The sequence below is a fragment of the Marinobacter fuscus genome (assembly GCF_003007675.1).
In the GTDB taxonomy this organism is placed as follows: Bacteria; Pseudomonadota; Gammaproteobacteria; order Pseudomonadales; family Oleiphilaceae; genus Marinobacter; species Marinobacter fuscus.
Genome location: NZ_PXNP01000023.1, coordinates 128,693 through 149,526, shown reverse-complemented (window position 1 = coordinate 149,526; position 20,834 = coordinate 128,693). Strand labels below are relative to the sequence as shown.

The 20,834-nt window shown below is 56.0% G+C and carries 14 protein-coding genes and 1 CRISPR repeat array; of the genes, 4 read left to right on the top strand and 10 right to left on the bottom strand.

The features are described from left to right. Positions 1 to 26 precede the first annotated feature (26 nt). The 4 genes from C7H09_RS06620 to C7H09_RS06605 form a co-directional block, all read right to left on the bottom strand. A complete protein-coding gene (locus C7H09_RS06620; protein WP_106761813.1) occupies positions 27 to 1,379 on the bottom strand; it encodes a sigma-54-dependent transcriptional regulator in 1,353 nt (450 codons plus the stop codon). After that, positions 1,376 to 3,190 (bottom strand): sensor histidine kinase, encoded by a 1,815-nt coding sequence (locus C7H09_RS06615; protein ID WP_106761812.1) that lies wholly within the window; start codon positions 3,188 to 3,190, stop codon positions 1,376 to 1,378. Before C7H09_RS06615 ends, C7H09_RS06620 begins: the two co-directional genes overlap by 4 nt. A gap of 89 nt (positions 3,191 to 3,279) precedes the next feature. Continuing rightward, positions 3,280 to 5,475, bottom strand: a complete 2,196-nt coding sequence (locus tag C7H09_RS06610; RefSeq protein WP_106761811.1) for a TRAP transporter permease — start codon at positions 5,473 to 5,475, stop codon at positions 3,280 to 3,282. 87 nt (positions 5,476 to 5,562) lie between these two features. Beyond that, positions 5,563 to 6,540: a TAXI family TRAP transporter solute-binding subunit gene (locus C7H09_RS06605; RefSeq protein WP_106761810.1), complete on the bottom strand. Its 978-nt coding sequence runs from the start codon at positions 6,538 to 6,540 to the stop codon at positions 5,563 to 5,565. 485 nt (positions 6,541 to 7,025) lie between these two features. Between C7H09_RS06605 and betI the strand changes: the two genes are divergently transcribed. From betI to choV, 4 genes are all read left to right on the top strand, one after another. After that, positions 7,026 to 7,652: a transcriptional regulator BetI gene (gene betI / locus C7H09_RS06600; protein WP_106761809.1), complete on the top strand. Its 627-nt coding sequence runs from the start codon at positions 7,026 to 7,028 to the stop codon at positions 7,650 to 7,652. A gap of 48 nt (positions 7,653 to 7,700) precedes the next feature. Beyond that, complete coding sequence (locus tag C7H09_RS06595) at positions 7,701 to 8,630, top strand: choline ABC transporter substrate-binding protein (protein ID WP_106761808.1); 930 nt, start codon at positions 7,701 to 7,703, stop codon at positions 8,628 to 8,630. Positions 8,631 to 8,726: 96 nt separating this feature from the next. Beyond that, positions 8,727 to 9,575, top strand: coding sequence for a choline ABC transporter permease subunit (gene choW / locus C7H09_RS06590; RefSeq protein WP_106761807.1), 849 nt, complete (start codon positions 8,727 to 8,729; stop codon positions 9,573 to 9,575). Then, positions 9,572 to 10,753, top strand: coding sequence for a choline ABC transporter ATP-binding protein (choV, locus tag C7H09_RS06585; protein WP_420844181.1), 1,182 nt, complete (start codon positions 9,572 to 9,574; stop codon positions 10,751 to 10,753). Before choW ends, choV begins: the two co-directional genes overlap by 4 nt. A 52-nt stretch (positions 10,754 to 10,805) precedes the next feature. Next, positions 10,806 to 12,393: direct repeats of the CRISPR family, unit length 28 nt; unit sequence TTTCTAAGCCGCCTGCGCGGCGGCGAAC. A gap of 131 nt (positions 12,394 to 12,524) precedes the next feature. Here the strand turns inward: choV and cas6f are convergent. Genes cas6f through cas1f form a run of 6 tightly spaced genes read right to left on the bottom strand, consistent with a single transcriptional unit; the run spans position 12,525 to position 20,812 of the window. After that, on the bottom strand, positions 12,525 to 13,151 hold the full coding sequence (cas6f, locus tag C7H09_RS06580) for a type I-F CRISPR-associated endoribonuclease Cas6/Csy4 (protein WP_106761806.1): 627 nt from the start codon (positions 13,149 to 13,151) through the stop codon (positions 12,525 to 12,527). A gap of 10 nt (positions 13,152 to 13,161) precedes the next feature. Beyond that, a complete protein-coding gene (gene csy3 / locus C7H09_RS06575) occupies positions 13,162 to 14,184 on the bottom strand; it encodes a type I-F CRISPR-associated protein Csy3 (RefSeq protein WP_106761805.1) in 1,023 nt (340 codons plus the stop codon). 31 nt (positions 14,185 to 14,215) lie between these two features. Further along, the gene (gene csy2, locus C7H09_RS06570) at positions 14,216 to 15,154 is read right to left on the bottom strand and encodes a type I-F CRISPR-associated protein Csy2 (protein WP_106761804.1); all 939 of its coding nucleotides are present in this window, start codon (positions 15,152 to 15,154) and stop codon (positions 14,216 to 14,218) included. Continuing rightward, positions 15,151 to 16,419, bottom strand: a complete 1,269-nt coding sequence (gene csy1 / locus C7H09_RS06565) for a type I-F CRISPR-associated protein Csy1 (RefSeq protein WP_106761803.1) — start codon at positions 16,417 to 16,419, stop codon at positions 15,151 to 15,153. The genes csy2 and csy1 overlap by 4 nt, the downstream gene beginning before the upstream one ends. Positions 16,420 to 16,439: 20 nt before the next feature. Beyond that, positions 16,440 to 19,838: a type I-F CRISPR-associated helicase Cas3f gene (cas3f, locus tag C7H09_RS06560; RefSeq protein WP_106761802.1), complete on the bottom strand. Its 3,399-nt coding sequence runs from the start codon at positions 19,836 to 19,838 to the stop codon at positions 16,440 to 16,442. Continuing rightward, positions 19,835 to 20,812, bottom strand: a complete 978-nt coding sequence (gene cas1f, locus C7H09_RS06555; RefSeq protein WP_106761801.1) for a type I-F CRISPR-associated endonuclease Cas1f — start codon at positions 20,810 to 20,812, stop codon at positions 19,835 to 19,837. Before cas1f ends, cas3f begins: the two co-directional genes overlap by 4 nt. Between the last annotated feature and the right edge of the window lie 22 nt (positions 20,813 to 20,834).

Genomic DNA, 20,834 nt, shown 5'->3' with positions numbered 1-20,834 from the left:
CCTTCGATTACGATGCAATGACAGGCTCAGTCCTTGAACTGAGCCTTGTCCAGACCGTGCTTTTTCATCTTATCGTAGAGGGTCTTGCGGGCGATGCCCAGCTGCACCATGGTGTCTTTGATACTGCCATGGCAGGCGTTGAGTGCGCTGATAATGGCGGTGCGTTCAAAGCCATCCATCATTTCTGACAGTGTCTGGCGACCCGCCACATCCGCCCCTTCCCGGGCGTTGCCATCATCCAGCGCCAACGCCCCCAGCAACACATAACGCTCGGCCAGGTTGCGCAACTCCCGAACGTTTCCGGGCCAGGAATGTTGCATCAACTGGGCGGCCTGGCGGGCATCCAGCGGCACACTTTCCCGGTCGTAACGGGCGGCGGCGATCAGGGCGAAGTGGTGAAACAGCTTGGCAATATCTTCTTTGCGCTCCCGCAACGGCGGAATGTCCACTTTTACCACGTTCAGCCGGTAGTACAGATCCGGGCGGAAGTCGCCCTGCTCACTAAGCTGTTTCAGGTCGGCTTTGGTGGCGGCAATGATGCGCACATCCACGTCCACAATCTGATTGCTGCCCAGGCGTTCCACTCGCTGCTCTTCCAGTACCCGCAGCAGTTTTACCTGCAGCGGCATGGGCATGCTCTCTACTTCATCCAGAAACAGAGTGCCCTTGTGGGCGTGCTCAATCTTACCGATGCGGCGCTTGTCGGCGCCGGTAAACGCACCGGCCTCATGGCCGAACAACTCACTTTCAATCAGGTTCTCCGGCACCGCCCCGCAATTGATGGCCACAAAATTATTGCTGCTTCGAGGGCTGTTTTCGTGAATGTAGCGGGCCAGAGCATCCTTGCCAGAGCCGGTTTCGCCATGCAGCAATACGTTGGCAGAAATATCCAGAATCGGATCAACCGTGGCCATAGCCTTCTGCATCACCACGGAATCACCCAGAATCCGTGGGCCCGGTTTGGCCAGGTGGCGCAACTGGGCTTTCAGGCGGCGGTTTTCCAGAGCCAGTTGGCGTTTTTCCAGGGCATGGCGCAGCAATTCGATCAGCTCATCGTGGTCAAACGGCTTTTCGATGAAGTCGTAAGCGCCCTGCTGCATGGCAGACACCGCCGTGCTGATATCCCCCTGCCCGGTCAGTATGATCACCGGAATGTCTTCATCAATGGCCCGAACCCGCTGCAATACTTCCAGGCCATCCATCTCTGGCATGTTGTAGTCGCACAGCACCACCCCCTCGTATTCCGGCTTAATCAACCGCAACGCCGAGGCGCCATCTGCAAAACTGACCACCGGAATATCTTCCAGTGTGAGAGTTTGCTCCATGACCGGCCTGATATCCGGATCATCATCCACGAAAATCACGGAAGGTGTTGTCATTCCTCTGCCCTGCGCTGTTTGAGTTTCAGACTGAATTCCGCCCCCGGGCCATCGGTGCGATTCTGCCCGGTGAGCGTTCCGCCAAGAGCGTCGACAATCTGGCGGGAAATGGACAAGCCCAGCCCAAGGCCCTGCTTGACCGATCGAGTGGTAAAGAAAGGCTCGAATACCTGTTCGGTATTACCGGGCAATCCGTGGCCGTTATCCCGAACGAGGCACTGCCAGTATTCGCCCTCTTCGGTTACCAGCACATCAATCGCCGGATCGTTACAGCCCTCAACGGCCTGAATGGCATTTGCCATCAGGTTAACCATCACCTGCTCTACCCGAATCAGGTCGCCATGGCACATCACCGCCTGCTCCGGCCGGTGCCAGCGGATATCTACACCCTCAGCAGAGTTCTGCGCCCGGATAATTTTAAGAGCCGCATCCACCGGCAAACGCAAATCGACAATGGATGGCGGCCCCTCCGATTTACGGGCAAACACCTTGAATTGCCGGATAAGTTCCGCCATTTTGTCGCACAGACTGACAATTTCCCGTAAGTTGGCGTCCACCATGCCGGTAGCACCCCGCTCTAAAAACTTACGGCTATTGCGTGCGTATGCCTGAATCGCGGTTAGCGGCTGATTGATTTCATGGTTCAGCCCCGCCGACATCTGCCCCAGCACCGCCAGTTTGGCGGCCTGAATCAGTTCCTGCTGGGTTTCCCGCAGCTCGGTCTGGGCCCGCTCCCGCTCCTGAATTTCTGCCAGCAACTGGTCGTTGGAGTGCTTGAGATCGGCGGTGCGCTGGTTCACCCGCTGTTCCAGTTGCTCGCCACGCAATGCCAGCTCCCGCTCTCGCCGATAACGCTCCCGCAGATAAAGCCAGGTAAGAAAGCCCGCCAGAAAGATAGCCAGCCCGCCCACTGCAAACCCAACGCGATTCCACAACAAGGGCCGGGTATCGGCCAGTACCATCAGGCTCCAGTCCATCCGGGGCAACGGCAGGGTAACGGCAAGGTAAGTCGGCCCGGCCTCGGCCTCTGTAAATCGCAGCAGGCGCGAGTTTTCCGACAAAACCCAGGAGCGCCCCAGCGTACGCAGCGGCATCTGCTGCAAGTCCCGGCCGGGATAACGAAGCAAGGTGTCTGCATCGTCGGCGGCTACAAACGTGGCTTCGAAATCCCGGTACAACCAGCCTGGCTGGCTGGTCAGAAAGCTGACACCGCTGCCGTCGAGCACCACCATGTCGCCCTGATTGCGGGATTCCGGCCGGTGCCATTGGGATTCCAGCTCATGCACCAGCACCTTGATGGTGACCACCCCCAGCAACGCCCCGGCGTCGTCCCGAACCGGATGGGAAAAGTACAGGCCCCGCTCCAGCGACTGGGAGCCAAGCGCAAAATACACCACCGACCGGCCGGTTTTCACCGCATCGGAAAAATAGGGGCGGAAGGAATAATTGTTGCCAACAAAGGTATCCGGTTCACCATAGTTGTTGGCGGCAATGGTCAGCCCGGTGTGGTCCATCAGATACACATCGGAACCACCCACAATGGTGGCCATGCGCTGCATCTGTTCATTCGCTTCACGGAGTTTTTCAGGGTCGTTGGGGCGTTCAAGGGCTTCTGCCAGCAACGGATGCTCGGCAATCAGCTCGGGCACCGGTAAATAACGATTCAGCTCGTTGGCCACCAACTGCCGGTAACGAAAAGCATCTTCCTGGCTTTCCCGCTCCAGTTGGCGCAGCCCAAACCAGCCCCCCACCACCCAAGACAACAGCAGGGTAAACAACAGAAATGAAACAACGCTGATTCGAGGCATCATGGCCTGAGGTTCCCGAAAAAACGGTAAGCCTAGCGTTCAGCTGCAGGCAGGACAACCACAGCAAACGGTTGCCCTGCCGCCGTTCGGGATCACGCCGCCGCAGCAACCGGGCCCCGTTTACGCTGAATCAACATAGCGATCACCGCCAGACCGATACCGGCAAGATCTGTCCAGAGACCACCTTCAATGGTCAGCAACGCCGCAGCCACCAGCAGCAGACGCACCAGTACCGGCGCCGCCGAACGGGCGAACCAGCCCAGCACGCCCGCAGACAGCAGGTACACACCAAAGGTGGCGGTAATCAGGGCCCGGGCAATTTCAAACCAGCCGCCTTCCATCAACAAGGCACTGTTGTAGAAGAACATGAAGGGTACGATGAACGCAGCAATACCAATGCGGAACGATGCCACCGACGTGGACATGGCGTTGGCACCGGAAATACCGGCGGCCGCGTAGGAGGCCAGCGCCACCGGCGGGGTAATGGCCGAAACCACCGCAAAATAGAACACGAAGAAGTGCGCCGTCAGCGGCTCGATACCCAGCTGCACCAGGCCCGGCGCGACCACCGAGGCCGCGACCGCGTAGGCGGCAGTTGTCGGCATACCCATGCCCAGCAGGATCGAAATGAACATGGCAAACACCAGCGCCAGCAGGTTGCTGTGAGCGGCCACATCCAGCAGCAGCACGGAGAAGCGCGCGCCAACACCGGTCAGCGAAATAACACCCACAATGACACCCGCCGCGGCACACACCACGATAATTTGGATAGACATATATGAGGCAATTTCAAACGCCCGCAGAATCTCGCGAATGCCCATCTTGTTGGGGGAAATCCAGCTAACCACCGCCGCAGATACCGTCGCCAGCGTACCGGCGCGAATCACCGAGTAGCCCTGGAACAACGCCACAATCAAAATGATGATGGGCACAAACAGGTACACCTGCTTCATCATCAGCATCAGGTTCGGCAGCTCGTCCTCACGCATACCGCGCATGCCCAGTTTCTTGGCTTCAAAATCCACCATGAAATAGACCGAGGCGAAATACAGGATGGCCGGAATAATCGCGGCAATGGCGATTTCGGTGTAGGGAATACCGGTAATTTCCGCCATGATGAACGCACCCGCGCCCATGATTGGCGGCATGATCTGGCCACCGGTAGAGGCGGCCGCTTCCACCGCGCCCGCAGATTCCTTGCTGTACCCCACCCGCTTCATCAGCGGAATGGTCAGAGAACCGGTAGAAACCACGTTACCGGCACTGGTGCCGTTGATCATACCCATCAGGCCAGAGGCGAAAATAGACACTTTCGCCGGGCCACCCCGGGAGCGACCAGCAGCCGCAAAGGCAAAGTTCACAAAGTAATCACCCACCTTCGAGGCCTGCAGGAAAGCCGCGAAGATGATGAACAGAATAATGTAGGTAGACGAAACCGCCGTGGTCGGCCCGAGAATACCGGCATCGGTATACACCTGGCTGAAAAAGCGCTGAACAGACAGACCGGGGTAACCCAGAAAGCCCGGCAGATAGGGCCCGGCAAACACATAGACCAGGAACACCATGGCAATCACCACCAGCGCCATACCCGCTACCCGGCGAGTCAATTCCATAATCAGGGCCGTACCGGCTACCGCAGCGAAGGAAATACCCACCGGTGCAAACGCAGTACCTGTGGTCATGCGCATGGAGGTGTTGAATACCACCAGCAGGTAAGCCGCAACCGCCATCGAGCACACCACCAGCACCAGATCCGGTACGCTGAACCGGGCACGCTCACGCTGGTGGAACCAGCTCATGACGATACCCACCGCAGACGCCGCCAGCAACGGCCAGCCGAAGTGCCAGGTTTCCAGATCAACGGCAATGCGCATAGTGCCGTTCTGGATCATCTGATAAAAGGAAAACGTCTGGTACAAACTATAAAGCGCGGGCAACAGCGCCGCAGCACCAATCCAGGTCGTCCAGCGATGGCGCGCCTCGCCTTCCTCCCCGGAAACAAAACGGGCACCGGCAAACAGAATAAAGCCCAGAATCAGGGCCCCGGCCACGTGCACAATCCGGAACGACCAGGTTTCCATGGGCGATATGTTCAGGGTGTACAAATGGAACACCGAGTACGCAATGGCCAGCATGATCACGAACTTGAGTAACATGCCCGTGTACAGGCGACGGTTCGCTTCAATCGGCTCTTCGTCCACATCGTGGGCGAGCACATGGTCTTCGTTAATGGTCAGGTTTTCGGCCAACGGCTGCGTGCCGTCTTCCGGAGCGTGTTCTTTGGTCATGTTCAATCCTGCCTGAGGGAAACCCGGGATACCGGTTCCGGTAAAACCCCGAAGAGCCGCTGCGCAGCCCTTCGGACACTTGCCTGCTTATTTAATGGCGCTGGCTTCGATGGTGTAACCGTTTTCGTTAAACCAACGAGCGGCACCCGGGTGCCAGGGCAGTACGTTGTTCTTGGTGTAGTTCTCAGGAACGGAATTGCGTGCTGCCTTGTGGATAGACACCATCTTGTCGTTGTTTTCCATGGTCAGCTTGGTGATTTCATACACAAAGCTCTCCGGCATGTCGCAGTTAACCATGGCGAAGTTCCACATGGAGACAACGCGGGATGGTTTTTCCAGCGACTGATACGTGGTGGCCGGGATGATGAACTCAGACACCGGGAAGTTATCAACAATCTTTTTGGCTTCGTCGTCGTTCATGCCAATGATGTTTACATCGGTCTGAACTTCCAGCTGGCTAACGGCAGGGATCGGAATACCGGCGGCAAACGCCACCACGTCGATCAGGCCATCCTGCAGCTGCCCGCCAAGGTCCGACCAGCTGCCGTTACGGCGTTTGAAGTTAACACCCAGCGCTTCCATCATCCGCGGAAAGTAAGTGTCGGAAGTAGAACCCGCCGGGCCAAAGCCGATGGTGGCACCATCCGGAATCTCAGAGATGCTCTTGATGCCAGAGCTGGACAGCGTCGTGATTGAGAAGGGCGTCTCGTACATCGGGAACATGGCACAGACATTGTCCATCTTCATGCCCGGGGCCAGCGGGCTCTCGCCATCGCGTGATTCACGGGCCGGGCCCATGGTGGTCAGCCCAAATTTCAGATCGCCGGTGTGCACCAGCGCCATGTTCTGTACCGGGCCGCCGGTAATTTCAGCACCGCCGGATACACCCAGGTTTTCTGCCACGAAGTTCGCCCAGCCGGAGCCATAGGCAAAATAGGTACCACCCTGGCTGGCGGTGCCCACAGTAAAGCTGTCGGGCCAACCTGCACGATCCTGGGCAAGGGCTGGAGTGGCGGCAACAAGAGTCGAGGCAAAAGCCACGGCCATAACGGCTTGGGTCTTCATAGAGAATGCTCCCTGGTTCATTTTGATTGTTGGGTGCTCAAACAACAGCGCCCGATCGGGCACGATGTAAGATCATCCAAGGCAAAGATCGGGCCATACCAAGAAAAACCTTACAAAACATCAATCTAAAAAAACTCAGTAAAAAAACCACCCAGAATGGGTGAGACCCCACCCATTCAACATAGTGCATGGGCGCCATTCCACCCAAACCTGCCCGGCATTCAAACCGGTTAAACACACACCAAACCTCTACAACACAAAAGAAATCTCACTCTCTACCGCCCGATATCAGCCAGCATTATTCGCGGTCTAAAGAACTAATCTCCTAGATCAACAGCAATATGCCAATGGTTTTGGCTGCCCCTCCCGATTCCCAATCAAAAAACCGGCATTTGATATTTAGTGGTCAAACCATTAACCTTTGCGGCATTGAATAACCATTCAATTAATTGAACAAGCCTTCAAGACAGCGATCAGGAAACCCTATGGCACGCCCCGGAGTGGAAACAATACGGCGCCAGCAATTGATCGACGCCACGATGAAAGTGATTGAAGCCCATGGCTTTCAGGGCGCCACCATTGGCCGGATAGCCGAAGCATCGGAACTGTCGGTTGGCATTGTCAGCCACTATTTCGGCAACAAGCAGGGTCTGCTAGAAGCCAGCATGCGCTACCTGCTGTCATCACTTCAGCGGGACGCTGCCAAACTGATGGCGGAACGCTCGTCAACGCCCCGTGAACGGCTGTTGGCCATTGTCGATGCCAACTTCTCCGGCGCACAGACCAGTGCCCAATCCGCAAAAACCTGGCTGGCGTTCTGGACCCAGGCCATGCACAGCCCGGATTTGATGCGACTGCAGCGGGTGAATGAACGCCGATTGCTCTCGAACCTGATCGTTCCGCTGCGCCAACTGATGCCTGTGGCGCAGGCCAGAGAAACCGCTGAAACCATTGCCGCCCTGATCGACGGCTTCTGGCTGCGGGCCGCCATGAGTGAGGGCCGGATTGAGCTGGACCGGGCCGTTAGCCTTTGTAAAACCTATGTAGATCAGGCAATTGCCGCAAACAGCGGCAACCACACATCCGACAGCATGGGCCACACCGAAGACTGACCGGTTGCCCGAAACACCACACGCTGTGTAAAAAACAGGAGACTATCCATGAACAAACTGACCCTGGCCTGCGCTGGCCTTGCCTTGAGTGGTGCCGTTGCGGCTGCCCCGAATACCGAATGCAAAACCGTACGCTTTGCAGACGTAGGCTGGACAGACATCACCGCCACGACCGCCCTGGCCTCCGAAGTGCTGGAAGGCATGGGCTACCAGCCCAAAGCGAACGTGCTCTCGGTACCGGTTACCTACCGCTCCCTGAAGAACAAAGACATCGACGTCTTCCTGGGTAACTGGATGCCCACAATGGAAGGCGACGTTCGCCCCTACCTGGAAAGCGGTGACGTGGAAACCGTGATTACCAACCTGGAAGGCGCTAAATACACTCTGGCCGTACCCCAGTATGTGTACGACGCCGGCGTTACCAGCTTTGCCGACATCGCCAAGCACGCCGACAAATTCAACGATCGCATCTACGGCATCGAACCGGGCAACGACGGCAACCGGCTGATCCAGGATATGGTCGACCAGGACGCCTTCGGCCTGGGCGATTTCCGGGTGGTGGAATCCAGCGAAGCCGGTATGCTCTCGCAAGTCAGCCGCGCCACTCGCCGCCAGCAGTGGGTGGTCTTCCTGGCCTGGGAACCGCACCCGATGAACGCCAACCACGACCTGGCTTACCTGGACGGTGGTGATGACTTCTTTGGCCCCAACTACGGCGGCGCCACCGTGCACACCAACGTGCGCAAGGGCTACCTGAACGAATGCCCGAACGTTGGCCAACTGCTGAACAACATGACCTTCTCCCTGGCCATGGAGAACGAAGTGATGGGCGCGATCCTGAACGACGGTGAAGAGCCCCGCGACGCCGCCCACACCTGGCTGGCCAACAACCCGGACGTGCTCGATGCCTGGCTTGAAGGCGTGACCACTCTGGACGGCAAACCCGCCCTGCCTGCTGTGAAAGCCTCTTTGAAGTAAACCTGAACGCCCGGGGGCAACCCCGGGCGCTCGCAATATTCTGAAATATTCACTCCCCGTGCGGGCCACCGCCTGCACCCGAAAAGACAGACGACCATGAACTGGATAACTGAGCATCAACTGCCCTTCGGCGACTTTATGGAAGCCGTTGTTGATTTTCTGGTGATCAATTTCAGCGGCTTTTTCGACGCCGTTTCCGAAACCCTCAGAAGCCTGATCCACGGCCTCACCGACGGCCTGCTGTGGGTGCCACCCGCAGTACTCATCGGCCTGTTTACGGTAGCCGCCCACGCTCGCCATCGCCGCTGGGGGCTCACCCTGTTTACCGCCGTCAGTTTTTTACTGATCTGGAACATCGGCTACTGGGAAGACACCATGGCCACCCTGTCGCTGGTACTTTACGCCACCCTGCTGTGCATACTGATCGGCATTCCCCTGGGTATCTATGCCGCCCACAGCACCTGGCTGTACAAATTCCTGCAGCCGGTACTGGACCTGATGCAGACCATCCCGCCATTCGTCTACCTGATTCCCACCCTGACCCTGTTCGGGCTGGGCGTAGTACCCGGCGTGATTTCCACCGTCATCTTCGCCATCGCCGCTCCGGTTCGGCTTACTTACCTGGGTATCTCCCAGGTACCAACTGAACTGGTGGAAGCAGGCCGCGCCTTCGGCTGCACCAATCGCCAACTGCTGTTCAAGGTTGAACTGCCTGCCGCCATGAGTTCCATCGGCGCTGGCATTACCCAGTGCATCATGCTGTCGCTGTCTATGGTGGTGATTGCCGCCCTGGTAGGCGCCGACGGCCTGGGTGTGCCCGTCGTCCGGGCCCTGAACACCGTGGACATCGGCAAGGGCTTTGAAGCAGGCCTGGCTATTGTTCTGCTGGCCATCTGGATGGATCGCTTCTTCCGTCAGAAAAACGCTACGGAGACTGCAGCATGATCGAGTTTGAGAACGTAAACGTGGTATTCGGCAAGCAGCCTCAGCGGGCCCTGCCGCTGATCGAACAAGGCATGGATCGCGCCGATATCCGCAAGGAAACCGGCCTGGTGGTGGGTGTTCAGAACGCCAATCTCTCGGTGAAGAAAGGCGAAATCTGCGTACTGATGGGGTTGTCCGGCTCGGGCAAATCCAGCCTGCTGCGCTGCATCAACGGCCTGAACGAAGTCACCAGCGGCGCCATTCGCATCGAACACGATGGCAACCAGGTGGATTTCACCCAGGCCGATGAGAAAACCCGCCGCGACATCCGCACCCGGCGCATCTCCATGGTGTTCCAGAACTTCGCCCTGATGCCGTGGCTGACGGTGGAAGACAACGTCGCCTTCGGCCTGGAACTGCAAGGCATGGGCAAAACCGAGCGCCGCAAGAAAGTGGCCAAACAACTGGAGCTGGTGGGGTTGTCTGGCTGGGCCAAATGCCGCCCGGATGAGCTCTCCGGCGGTATGCGCCAGCGCGTGGGCCTGGCCCGGGCATTGGCCACCGAATCGGAAATCCTGCTGATGGACGAGCCCTTCTCGGCTCTGGACCCGCTGATCCGCCAGCAACTTCAGGACGAACTGCTCACACTGCAGGACGAGCTGCAAAAAACCATCGTGTTCGTTAGCCACGACCTGGACGAAGCCCTGAAACTGGGATCGCACATCGCCATCATGAAAGACGGCCAGATTGTGCAGCACGGCAAGCCCGAAGCCATCGTACTGGAGCCCGCTAACGACTACGTGAAGAGCTTTGTTTCCAGCACCAACCCGCTGAACGTACTGGCGGCGCGCTCACTGGCCTTACCGATTGAAGACATTCAGGAAGACGCAAAGGGCAACCGCTGCCTGAACAAGCGCTACGACACCTGGCTGCACACACCGAACGTGGCCGAGCAAGCCGTGGTCACCAGCGGCGGGCAAACCTTCCAGACCCAACCCTGGCAACAGGGCCAGGCCATCGAGAGCCTGGCCAAACAACCCACCCGAATCACACCCGACACCCCTCTGCGCGACGCCGTGGAGATCCGCTATTTCACCGGCCACAGCCTGCTGGTGGAAGAAAACGGCCAGATCACCGGCGCCATCGGCGACCGGGAGCTTTACCACGCCATGCTGGGCAAGCATCTGGACGACAGCTAGGAGTCTGCGCGGCGGCGAACTTACACGCCCGGCGAAGCAGGCGCACCAGCACTTTCTAAGCCGCCTGCGCGGCGGCGAACACGAAGCCGGGCGACTGTCTGACGTGCCGAGGTTTCTAAGCCGCCTGCGCGGCGGCGAACGGGCATCTCTGGGTTCGCCGATTTCGAAGAGCTTTCTAAGCCGCCTGCGCGGCGGCGAACCCGGGCGGGTCGTTAACGGCGGTGCGGGTACATTTCTAAGCCGCCTGCGCGGCGGCGAACTTGTGCCCCAACCTCGTGCTCGCCATCATCGATTTCTAAGCCGCCTGCGCGGCGGCGAACAGACCAGGAGGCTAGACCAGGAGGCTAGACCATTTCTAAGCCGCCTGCGCGGCGGCGAACCAACCAGCGCGAGGCGCTGAACGAATGGGAGATTTCTAAGCCGCCTGCGCGGCGGCGAACTTAAAGCGGAACGGGACGCTGGAATTGAGCGATTTCTAAGCCGCCTGCGCGGCGGCGAACGGCTCACGGTCGGTTTCCCACGTCCAGATTCGTTTCTAAGCCGCCTGCGCGGCGGCGAACTCCGCCACTTCGTTTTGCAGGGCGGTCAGCTTTTTCTAAGCCGCCTGCGCGGCGGCGAACCGAAACAGCGGCCACTGGCTCCGGTATTCGACTTTCTAAGCCGCCTGCGCGGCGGCGAACCGGCTCACCTTCCAGCACGCCGTCCGCGTTCATTTCTAAGCCGCCTGCGCGGCGGCGAACGGCTGGCTGGATAAGCACATGCCGGAGCTTGATTTCTAAGCCGCCTGCGCGGCGGCGAACGACCAAGGCAGACCACCCGGCGCCCGGCTATTTTTCTAAGCCGCCTGCGCGGCGGCGAACTGCGGCAATTAACCTTTCAACAAACGGAACTATTTCTAAGCCGCCTGCGCGGCGGCGAACGTACTGCGTGACCGGTGCCAGCGGGGCGGCCATTTCTAAGCCGCCTGCGCGGCGGCGAACAATTGGTCGGCGTTGCAGTACCTGACGAGAGCTTTCTAAGCCGCCTGCGCGGCGGCGAACCAAACCATTGATGCTCTCGCAAGAGAGCTGAATTTCTAAGCCGCCTGCGCGGCGGCGAACAAAGAGCGGGCCGCTGGAGCTTCGGCGGGCAGTTTCTAAGCCGCCTGCGCGGCGGCGAATGTTCAGGGGCGCCCGGATCTGCTCGGGTTTCATTTCTAAGCCGCCTGCGCGGCGGCGAACAAGGTGGTCAACGCCGCGTGGCGGATGATGATTTTCTAAGCCGCCTGCGCGGCGGCGAACAAGGACGTTGAGAAGCGCCTGGCCGGCGCCAATTTCTAAGCCGCCTGCGCGGCGGCGAACGCTTCGGCGATTCGCTTGGCCGCGTCGATCCATTTCTAAGCCGCCTGCGCGGCGGCGAACCCAGGGTGATGTATGCGGTTCCGCTCATGCGATTTCTAAGCCGCCTGCGCGGCGGCGAACGTGCCGATCTACCGCCCCGGCGATGTGGTCATTTTCTAAGCCGCCTGCGCGGCGGCGAACTCTCTCCGGTACGCCTGTCTCAAGCTGGATCATTTCTAAGCCGCCTGCGCGGCGGCGAACTTTCGATGATGGCTTAAAAAAGCCTTGGTTTGTTTCTAAGCCGCCTGCGCGGCGGCGAACAATGCCCAAAGGGCAAAAAATAAAGTTACAGCAAAGAGTTAACTGAAAAAAGCTTTTTTACCCTTTCCAAAACCCGTTGCTGTAACACACTGTTTAAATAACCATTTTTTAAAAGAGCAAATTTTTGGTTTTTAGAATGCTGGCAAGCTAACAGGGTTGTCTGGATGGCTTAATCCATAGCAGTTTATGGCTCCCCTAACCGGACACGGCTGCTCAGATCGTTTTATAAATAGTGGAAACCGCCTTCCAGCACTTTCCTCCCGCTTTTTCGTTTCCTGACTTTCCATCCAGATAAACGGCAGTTTGCCCTGCAATGTCGGTCGGGATTTTTCCAGTTCATCCAAACACTCCTGGAGGGGCTTCCCTGACTTGGCAGCCCATAACCTGGCTTTATTCTGGTGGTCTTTTTCTATTCTCGCCTCACCCTTGGCATGGTGCCTCACAAAGCTCACATAGCTGGCTACATCTGGCACATCCTGAACGGATTTCAGGTGAACATAATCGTTCAACCTCCGGAGATACTGCTCAATCCCCAACTGCTCAAGCTGTACACGTTCCGAAGCATACAAACGGAGCTTTCTGCCCAGCGGGAATGCCCCGTTTCCGTATTCTGGAAACCCCACCGCAACCTGGCTCTGGTTGTCTCCGATTTTATGTTCAACCAGTGCTATGTGGATCTGCTGGTACACCTTTTGCCAGAGGAAACCAAGAGAAACCTCGGCATCGGGCAAAAGGGTAATGTCCTGGTAAAACCGCATGGCGTACTCCCTACTTGTCACTTTCGCCAAACACACCACCTCGTACCAGCACAGCCATCACATAATGCTCATCGTTGGCGCTTAGTTCACCACCGCGGGCCCAGGCATCAAAGTGCGTGTAAAAATCCTGTTTGTCTTTCGGTGTGCGGTAAGCTTTGCCCAGGTTGGTAACCGCACCGTAGGGTTCAATGGCAATCGCACCAGCGCTTTCCTGCTCGTCGCTATAGTCTGGATACCAGGTATCGATAGAGCGCAGCGCATTGCCGATCTTCTGAGAGTGCATGGCCGCATGGCCTTTCACCTGATACAGCACTTTGCTCTTTTTGCTTTTGCCTTTGTCCAGCACGAGTTCTTCAGAAGGATAAACTTCCTGGGCCTTGCCCAACTGCGAATAGGTGGTTATTTCCAGCATAAGTGCGCCGCCACCACTGGCCAGTGCCGTAGCAATTTTTTCTCCTAACTGGTTCACCTGATCATCCTGCTGGTCAAAACTTCGAGTGCTGTGATTCAGCGCATCAAACACCCATTCCTGCTCCTGGCCCCTGTTGAGCACCTTCACCTGCACTTCAATTTGTTCCGCCCCAACCCGGTTGCGCCATAAAAAGCGCGCATTGGCGATATTATGGGCATAGCGACGCCCCAACTCTCTGAAGCCCTCACGCTCAATGTAATTACGCGCCGCCTGGTAATAGCTTTGCTTGAACAGCGCATTATTACAGGCAGAGGGGCGCTCTACGCCGCCCAGTACCTTGAGGGTAAACTGATGTTTCAGCGTATCCTGCTCGGTTCCCAGGGCGCAGGCATCAACCGTTTGCAAATTAGGCTTTTCGACTTCTGCGTTCAGCTTGGCCGGGTCATTTTTTACTGCGGTCTTCAGGCGATTGGAAATGGTGCCCCGAACGGACTTTTCTTGCAGTTCCAGCACCGTTGCCTCAGCCCTCTCATCCCAGCGGGTGCCGTAAAAGTAGCCGTCTGATGGCACCAATTTTTTCTCGAAAGCCAGTACCGAGGCGGTGTCGTTATTTTTAGCCATGTTGTATCTCCCTTTCTTCCATCATCAAGGTTTAATGAAAACCGTCGTCATTAGTTTCTGGCTGAACCTGTTGGCACAGATACAGATTGTTTGGCATGTCGATGTGGTACTGCCAAAGAAGGTCGTCCAGCATTCCAATGCGGTGCAGCATTCTGAACTCTCCCAGGGTTACCACGCTCTCAGCGAAGCGGTGAGGTGTGTCCGGGTCGCGCTGATTTTTTGCTTGCCCGAGAGGGCTGATACCTTGGAAGCCCGTAGCAATGGGCACTATCCAACCGGGTTTGTTCCCATCCTCTGCGGTTTTGCGCTGGCTATGCCAGCTCACATTGCCCTCTTCATCTTGTTCGCTGCGGTGATGCACTGTCAGGTATTCAAGTAATGCATCCAGCGCATCAGCGCCTTGCTCCATGGCATTCTGCATAAGCTCACGACGCTCGATAAGTGCAAAGCCGGGCATAAGATTGAGCAGCAGCTTGCGAACACCTCTATTGTCGCTGTCATCCAGTGCTACAAATCTTGGCGGGTTAACGTGCTGAAGGTCCCCACCGGCAACTTTCATGATGTTTAACAGTTGCTCAACCTGTTCGAGGAATTCTGGCTGCTCGATTTGCTCAAGATCATCCTCACTGGCACGGCACTCAATCAGCAGACTGGCGTCCAGGTGACACCGGGCCTCTTCGATAAACGCAGACCGCTTCCCATCTTTGTCGAGTGGGTTTGCGGTACCAATGATTGAGTGAACAAAATCCCCCGGCCCCCGATAGGTTTGCAGGTCACACTGGTGACTGATGACACCTGTAGAACACAATTCAAGCGTTGAATAACCACTGGCTTTTAATTTGCGCTCCAGTGCATGAACAAAGCCCAGCCAGGCCGTCATAGCAGGGAAACCAATGGTGAAGGGGCTGGAAAGTGCGTTGGCGTTGTGCACTTTCAGGTGCGGCAGCACCAATATGCGACGGGTACTCATAGCAGCGCCTCCTTGCTCTGTTCAATAATGCGGGAAAAGGCTTCCAGCTCGTCATCTCCTAACGGGACAGCAGCTTTGCCCATCACTTTTCGATAACTGTTGATAAAATGGCGCGTGGCTTCATTTACCAACTCATTCAGCCATTGCGTGCTTTCTGATCGTTCAGCTTCCCGCTCAGGAAACAACCAGACCTTTTGATAGCCAGGCAGGCTTTCTGATCGGCTATGAGGTTGCTCTTCAAACGCTTTGCGCACTTGCCACATCTTCAGAATCAGTTGGTCGAGGTATTCCTGAATCCGGTAATCCCTGCCCTTGCGAATAGGCATATTGTTGTAATCTGTGGTCAGGAGTCTGTGGAAGGCCTGAAAGGTTTCCTGGAGCTGGTTGGGGTAGAGCGTATCGCCAAAGAAATTGCGCGTAGGCTGCCGGGTAGTTCTGGGGGATAACTCTGGCGGCAGCGACAGTAATAGATGAGCTTTGCCAGCATTTTGGTTATTCAGAACACTGATATTCTGTGGCTTGGTGCCCCCGAAGCCTATGGTTGTGAGGTTATAGATCTCCTGGTATCCAGTTTCTGAATACTGATTCTGCCTTCTAAGCTCCCTCTTGGCCTTAACCTCCTCAGAAAATCGAAGCTGATCCAACCTCCGCCGCATTTCAAATAAATGGCCAGAATGGCTGAGGATTGAGAGCAGATGGTACTCCGAACCCTCATCTTTAACCGGGAAATAGACTTGCTTGATCTTGGAGCTGGTCACCGCTTCATCGTTCGTTGCCACCATGGCAAGAAGGCCTGCCTTTAAAGCCTCACTGTCACCACCGGCTTTCTCATAGAGATTCAACGCAATGTCGGTGTCACGCTGTATGTGCTGTAGCAGAGTCATGCCATCTTGCAGATCTAAAGTCAGGAACTTATACACATCCAGTGCGGCCGCATTGCCCAACGCATCCGGCTCAACCTGCAGGTTACCGCTGCGCAGGAACCCATCGGGAGACCGCTCGCCGCCTTGGGCAATAATGGAACTGGCATAGCCATTTTTATTCTTCCGGGCACTTGGATGGCTGAATGTGCAGGGATGGGTTGCCATTGAAATTTGCCCGGCGCGCTTGGCGGCATTCGGCAACCAGTTCTTCAACGAGAAAACTTCTTCACACTCCTGTTCTTTCTCACGCACCTCTTGATCTGACATGGAGGCTTTGAGGTTTTTCTTTAGCCAAGCCTCTTTGCGCTCAGCAAAGAACTGCTCAATGGCTGGATCCAGCATGGTTATCTCCTGTAAACCCATTAGTCTTTATTAACCTTGACCAGCCCCAGCTGATCGTTATACCGGTAGTGGCCAATCTCGTCATAAACACTCAGAGTAATTTCCCCCAACCGTCGGGAGGCTTCCGTTATATCTGTTCCCCTAAGCTGGCTTTGCTCCGCCACCAGGGCTTCATAATCCCGCTTCAGCCAGAGCCGTGCTGTGCGTTCAGGGCTGAGAGGCTGGTGCTGAATTCCCAATGACTTTTCCTTCCGCACCCAACCTGCACGCTGGTCATACACCCAGAAAGCCGCTCGGCCTTTTTCATCAATAACCCGAAAAAGGCTGAGACCGAGGGCACTGTTGCGGAAGCGATTAAACTGCTGCGGCAAAGCGGTCATCCACCAATAATCATCGGTGTAGCCCCAAAGGTTTGCAGGGCTCGTGGCCGGATCACTGCCTTTGGCTTCACCAGTCAGGTAGTGGCAACCCAAAGTGCGGCCAATAACAAAATGCTCCAGAGCCGCCAGCTGTTTGGAGGGCGCTGCATCACCTTTCATAATGCGCGGCACTGCATCAACACGGCGTTCCAACGCCTTGGCGTCCACGATATCCGTCAGGCTTCTCGATGGGCTAAGCTGCCAGTTACCTTGCTCATAACCCGGCCGACTAAAGACGTTTTCTTTACACCCCTTGTAGCCTTTAAGGTTGTATTGCAGCAGTCCCATATTCGGTGCTTCGTTGTTTGGATCGGCAGCCCGATGGCGGCGCACTCGCCCGGCCAGCTGGATAATGGAACGGTATGAGGAGGGCTCAACCACCGCCCAGTCGAAATCGTGATCACGCCCCACTTCCTCGACCGGTGTGGCAACCAGCACAAAAATCAGTTCTCGACTCTCGCCAGTATCCAGGTGCTGTCGAATTACCGGGTTTTGAAACGCCCCCGCCGGGTCATTTGCGGGTATTTTTCGCTTGAGTACCTTATCAAGGTGCTGTTCCTGAGCGTGCCGTAATAGCAGAACCTGCTGGCTATGGTAGGCCATCACCCGCACCTCAACCTGTTCCGGCCATTGTGCATCCAGCAGGTATTCCGTCAGGTCAACGCAGGGTGAAATATTGGCGCAGCGCACCACGCCAAATGAGACATTACGCCCGGTTTTTGCGTCTTGCTCATGGTGTTGGTGGTGTTTATGAACAATTTCATTCTGGATGGCGGAGAAAAACCCTGTTTCAAAGGAATCGCCCTCGGCAGGCTTCGATAACGGCACAATAGCGGCCCGACGCTTGGCAGGCTCGGTGCGTAGTTTTTGACTTCGCTTTTCGATAAAGGCCTGGTGAGCAGATTGATAGTTAGCAGTGGCGTTTTCGCCCTGGTTCACTGTTGCCAGGCTTGTTTTAAACTCATCTGTCCAGCCGCAGGCCACCTGACTGTTCTGATAGCGGCTGGCAGCAAACAGAGCCCATCCCTTTTGATAGGCGGTAAAATACCCAAGCGCAAGGTCAGGCGGAATGGTGGCAGAAGAGATCATCACCTTGCGCCCCAGCATACCTGCCAGGTGGATAAGTCGCCCGATGGCTACCAGATCTTCGCCGGTGAAATCGTCAATTTCATCAATTACCAGATCAGAAGACAGCAAGCGCAAGCTGGGCAGTATGTAACGCCCGCCACGGGTGGTTTCTGTGGCCGCCATAATGTGGTCGATGGTGCAGGCAAGAACCGGAGCGTACAGCAACGCTCGCTCTCTTTGGCCAGTCAGTACGGTGGTCAGCTCTTCTTCTGGTAACAGGTTCTGCCAGCGCTCATCATCCTCAAAGCCAAACACCTGCTCCTGCTCATCCAGCAATGCTTCACAGGACTCTGAGCCAAAATCTTCGGATTCCAATAGCTGATTTTCTTTCTCTACCACCGCGTTAGTTTGCTGATGCAGCTCAAGCACGGCTCGCGAGCCGATCAACACCGCCAGCTCTTCCTCGCTTAAACCGATTCGATCTCGATACTCATCGCCAGTCTGCAAAGTGAGTGTTCGCAAGCCTAATGCTAGTATGAAGCGCAGGCTTTGTTGATCCTCAGACAAAGCCTGCATGATTTTGGCATTTGCCAGGGTTTTGCCACGCCCGGTACTGGCCATATTAACGATGAAATAGCCGGTAACCTTGTCGTCGGTTTCCTGTCGGTAGTTTTTAATGGCCGTAACCGCTTTATCCTGCCAGCCAAACTGCTTTTTGATAGCAGGCGGTACTGTTTTGGCCGGTTTCAGCTTTTCGACGCTTTCAGCCACTGGGGTATCACGTTCGAAACTCGGCAGTATCTTGCAGGCGCGCACGGCCACCTGGGATACCCTGACCAAGTGCTCATCAAGTTGTTGTTTCATTTCCCCTTTGTGGGGACCATCGGGGTGGGTGTTGGCAAACAAACCAACGCTGGCCGTCCATTTTGCATCCTGTGGCCGCGAGGAGTAGTAGTGGTCACCCAGCATCAGGCACAAACGGGCGTGATGAGCGATTGTGCGCCAACTGCCATCCTGGATGGCTTGCGTGAAAAGAGGTAGATACTCTTGCAGTTGGCGGGCGCGGAAGCTGAGCTCTTTTAGCCAGTCTGAAGATGCTGACAACAACCCTTCAGGAAAAACAAAACAATCCGGAAGGCGCTTTTTAAACTCCGCCTCATCTCTTTTGTTCTCATAGCCCCATTGCTGATTAATTCTCCGTAGCAATCGCTGTGGGGTGTCATTAGTTTTGTCACCAAATCCGCTTTGGTCCTCCGGCTTGGGCAGCCTGTGGTGGGACAGTATTAGCCAGAGAAGCAGGCTAGCGGCATCTGGCAGATCCGCCAGCGGATGGCGGCTGCCTGTAAGGGCTGGTAACGCCTGCTGCAGACGTTGTTCATTAATGGTTTGATTTAGCAGAGGCTCAAGCCAGCTTTGATCCTGATCTGGTGTTTTCCCAGATTTAATCAAGGCCATCAATAACAAGCTGGAAATCCACTCATGGCGCAGCGGGTCAGCCTGAAACTTGTTTTTCGATTGCGGATTGAGCTTGTCCTGAAACAGCTTCGTTGCCTTACCCCAATCATGCAGCAACGCCGCCAGCCCGGCGAAGGCTTTGATCAGCGGCAGGTATTTCCAATTGTTTTCATCATCGCTGGTAAGCAGATCCTGTTCGGTGCTGTTAACGGGCACAACGCCCTCTGCATTGAACTTTTTTCGGTTGCCGACAATCCATAGCAGTTGGCTTCGGGATCTGGAGCGAATCCAGTGGCAACTGACTGCCGAGCTTTTACTGGCCGTTTTTTTCAGCATCGTTTGAACGGTGCCCAGTCCCTCTTCAGTAATCAGGGTTTGCCAGGTGTTATCTCCGATACGGTTGGCGAAGGCGTCCAGAACCCGCCGTGTGCGCGGCAGCGCTTTCTTTTCGCACTGTGAAACAAAAATCACCATCATAAGCCCAATACCTCCACCTCTTCCGGCGAAAGATCCTGCAGGGCAACGGCTTTTACCGTATCAAACATGAAATCAAGCGCTTTGTGATCTGTAAACGCCTGTAGCACTTGCTGCCGGAACTCCTGTTCCGTTGCGCCTTCCTTCGCGCAAATAAACGCCCAGGGCAAAACGAGTGCGTCTTTGATCAAATCTGCCACATCAAAGACCAAAGCACCGCGGCGGGTTTTCCCGTGCATAACGGCAAAGCCATGGGGAATGCCCAGAACCCACAAGCAACATGCTGCTAAACCATAGGCCAGATAGTTACCGTGATTCAGAAAGTCATTGGCTTTATCTATTGACTGGTGCTTGCGAGTAAAGCCGCTCTGGCCCGTTGCCTCTGCCGCGTACTTGTACAAAATTTTCGTCAACTGGGCTTCGGTAAGAAGAAGGTCTGCAGGCTTTTCAGCCTGGTCGGTTCGGGTGTGGAATTTATCCAGCGCCTGCTGAATCGTTTGATCCTGTATGTCAAAACCTTCCAGCTTTAAATCCCGGTCTTTCTGCCAAACCTCCAGCATGTAGACAATGCGGGATTGCTGGAATTTGCGGGCCGCTTGCAACCGGCGCGCGTCGTCAAACCAAAAACCCACCCAACCCTGCAGGTACTCGGTTGGTCGATATTCACTTTGAGGGGTAAACCATTCAACCGCGCTACCGCTGTATAGGGGTGAGCCTCCGCCGCCACAAAATCCGATAAGCACACCGGCCTGGGTCAGCATGCGTACTGCAGCCTGAGTGATTGATGTGCCGTTGCCCAGCAACAATACTGTGGTGTTCGCGATGGGTATGTTGTAGTAGAGGTTCTCTTTATCGGCTTCTGTCAGGTAAAGAACGCGGCCATCTTTCTGCATGACTCTGCAGTACTCCAGGTAGTAAAGATTAGCGCGCTTTGAATGCAGAATTGCCTTCAGGTCTGAAGGCGACAAGTCATCCATGAACATCTCCGTTATCGTTCAA